This is a genomic window from Microcystis sp. BLCC-F209 (assembly GCF_041928595.1).
Classification (GTDB): Bacteria; Cyanobacteriota; Cyanobacteriia; order Cyanobacteriales; family Microcystaceae; genus Microcystis.
The window spans coordinates 1-3,359 of the sequence record NZ_JBHFLL010000297.1 but is presented as its reverse complement, the minus strand read 5'-3'; the positions used below and the strand labels follow the sequence as shown (position 1 = coordinate 3,359).

2 protein-coding genes are annotated in these 3,359 nt (G+C 36.7%); both read left to right on the top strand.

What is annotated here, in order from left to right; translation table 11 throughout:
* A partial coding sequence (locus ACE1AQ_RS19250; RefSeq protein ID WP_374809031.1) for a Uma2 family endonuclease occupies positions 1-568 on the top strand: 568 nt, incomplete at its 5' end.
* Between the two features lie 1,143 nt (positions 569-1,711).
* On the top strand, positions 1,712-2,911 hold the full coding sequence (locus tag ACE1AQ_RS19245; RefSeq protein WP_149037242.1) for a hypothetical protein: 1,200 nt from the start codon (positions 1,712-1,714) through the stop codon (positions 2,909-2,911).
* Positions 2,912-3,359 lie beyond the last annotated feature (448 nt).

Below are 3,359 nucleotides of genomic sequence, written 5' to 3'. Positions count from 1 at the left end.
CGCACAGTTAAAAAGCGAGGACTTTCGCGGTCCCGATTTCTTTGCTGTCCTGGGGGTTCCTAAAGGGGAAAGAAAAAGTTGGGTGGTTTGGCAAGAAGGGAAAGCTCCCGACGTGGTTATCGAACTCCTTTCCGAAAGTACCGATCAACAGGATAAAACTGAAAAGAAAGCTATCTATCAAAACCGCTTGCGAGTGCCAGAATATTTCTGGTACGATCCCTTTAATCCTGAAGACTGGGCAGGTTTTATCCTCAGAGACGGCAACTACGAGCCATTATCTCTAGAGACGGGAGAAAGATTTTTCAGTCAAAGGCTAGGGTTGGCTTTGGTCCGCTGGCAAGGGGAGTATAAGGGAGTCGAGGCAGTTTGGCTGCGTTGGGCGACTTTTGCCGGCGATTTACTGCCCACGGAGTCAGAGCTAACTGAACAGGAAAGAATGCGGGCCCAACAAGAAAGAATGCGGGCCCAACAGGAGAGAATGCGGGACCAACAGGAGAGAATGCGGGCTGAGGATTTAGAAGCATTGCTTCAACGCTATCGAGAGCGTTTTGGAGATTTGCCAGAATAAATCTGGATGTTGACCGGCTAAAGTAAGCTGTTCGTAATTTAAATTGCTTGTTGAGACGAGGCAAGAGGCAAAAGGCAAAAGGCAACAGTAAAGGGATTGGGGGAGGTTCGGCTAATCTAAGAATAAGCGGGTTAAATGCGTCTTAGCTTACAATAACTCTCCAGAAAGCTAATAGGATAGGAGCATCAAGCATAGACAACCAATAACCTTAGAGAACTCTTGTTCGCTTTCTGGTGTTAGCTGGTTAAAAATTTTCTTTACAAGAAGTTGATCATCAAGTAAGATGTAACCCAGCTACATCTTAGATGGAGGCTTAAATATCTTGTCTAACTGCATTACTTATTATGGACAACATGCTGCCGCGACAGTATTCTCTCAAGTATGAAGGAGGTAGTAATTATGAATTTATCCACTCCCCTCTGGGGCAACTAAGCTAAGACGCATTTTAACCGTCTATCCTTAGATTAACTGAATCTCCCCCAATCCTTTTACCGTTGCAAGAGTGCAAGAGTTCTTCATCTCAACAAGCAATTTAAATGTGCGGGCAGCTTACCGAAATGACAAGATAAGTAAATTATTGTAGGCTAATTTCTCAATCAGACTAAAGCTGATGTTTTTTCAGTTTAATTTTATTGCTGTATTCAGCTAGATGCTCCTATAAGGCTTTTGGCTTAAGACTTTGGTATCTTGAGAAATCTGTGATGATACTCCCATTATTGATCCGGCTGTGCTATAATGTCCAAAGGATTATCAAAATGAACCCTCTAGGCTAAACCACCTGATAGAGGTTTTCAGGTGACAAAAACTCTCGATATAATTCAAATTTTAAAGTTACAATATGAACTATTTTGATATTAATGACTATGTATTGTGGAGATTGTATTTAGTATTTTTTATTGGTCTTTTTATCAATATAAATATTTTTATAAGAAAGATTTATAGTGTTTTTGATCCTCTTTTGTATCATCTTGTATGGATTTCTTCAATGAATGCTGTTCTGCTCTGAGTTTTACACACTCTAGTTCCTCCCGCCAAATCGCCTCTTGACAAATGACTGACTTCCTTAGAGGATGCCCGAAAAGTCATAATCGAGACGCTTAAACGGTAGAGATACTCCTAAATTACCTTTGCAAGAGGTCTATTATGAAAAAAATTATTAATCGTATATATCCTAGCAGCTTGACAGCAGCTATGTTGCTGGTATATTCTGGCTCGGTATTGTACATAATTCCTTGGCAGTCTTTCTCTCATTTGATGGTATTCTTGCCCGTAATCACTACTGTCTTATTTTGGGATTTACTTAGGGAAAAAATTAAATTAAATAAATTCGACTTAACTTTGTGTGTGATGATTCTTTTTCTCGCTCTTATTAATTTTTCCGTGCCAAAATTTGGCATTGCCTTGTTGATCGTTATCTTATTAATTACTTTTCGTCATCCTCAGGAATTAAGCCGAAGATACCTGATGTTTTTATACCTATGTTTTTTGATATCTATAATATACCAATTTTTAACTTTCAGGACAGAAATATATGAATATATACCTTCTAGCTTATATAGATTTTCATTGTATACTGTTCCAGACCCTAATTTTTCTGGTCTATTTATTTTATTATTTTTCTTCTTTTGCTGGAAAAATAGTTTTAAGGTAGGAATTTTGCTGTCAATCATAAGTATTTTTTTGTTGTCCAGTAGAGGATATTTAATGGCTATGCTAATTTTTATGTGCGTGTTTACCTTAGAAAAATTTAGTCCCAGGTTTTTTATAAATAAAAGATTCTGGTTACTTACAAATCACAAAAGATATTTTTTGACTTTAATTTTGGTGGGCAATCTTTTAATTTTTGCGATCGGAACATTCTATGTTTACAACATAAAATTAGAAACAATTAAAATCAAAGAGAAAAACGAAAGATTAAAACTAGAAAACATTGCGGATCCCAGTAATAGGGAAAGATTTTTAGCCTCCGAAAAAACAATTCAATTATTAACAGAGAACTTAGATATTTTATTGTATGGCATACCAAAATCGGCTTTTGGTGATGATATCAAACCATCCGATTCAATTAAAAAGATTCTCAACTTCAATGTGCCTCATAATAGTGTGCTTTATTTTGTTCTTAGCGAAGGAATTCTCTTTTGTATTCCTTACTTTTATGCTTTGGGTAAAATCTTGTCAAGATTATACAGTCCCGAAAACCTTAAATATATATTGCCTTATATTGTCTTTTCGCTTGTTTTACATGGGTTTTATGGTGGTGCTCCTGTGGTCTTTTGGGTTGTCACACTATCTTTGCTAGAATTTAATCCCAAAAATAAAGTAAGACGAAGCAAGTTATCTTGATAAAATGAGCTAGAAAATTGACGATTTAAAACTCGAGCAAACCTAGTCTTCATCTTAGCTCGAATTTTTACCAGAATACTTTTTAAATCTTACTCCGACTTTCTGCCTGAAGATGACGGATCAACTCTCTATCAAAACTCTTTACGCACAGGATTATTACTTATCTGGTATATCTCGTTTAGCCTGTGGAACTTCCTGGGCTGCTTTTAACCCACATTCCGCAGGTTGAAAAACGCCAGGGAAAAGACAGAAAAAGTTGAACAATTCACCAAGTATAAATACTTAAGAATATCTTGAAAGAGCTAAGTAGGGTTTGCTGAATAATGGTAAAAACCTTTTAAAATAAGGCTTTTGACCTGTTAAAGTCCGATGTTCATGCTGCGAAAATAGGATTGGGACTTTCAAAAACCTTGCATTATCCTTCTTGTGGTACATCGCTTGGTACAAA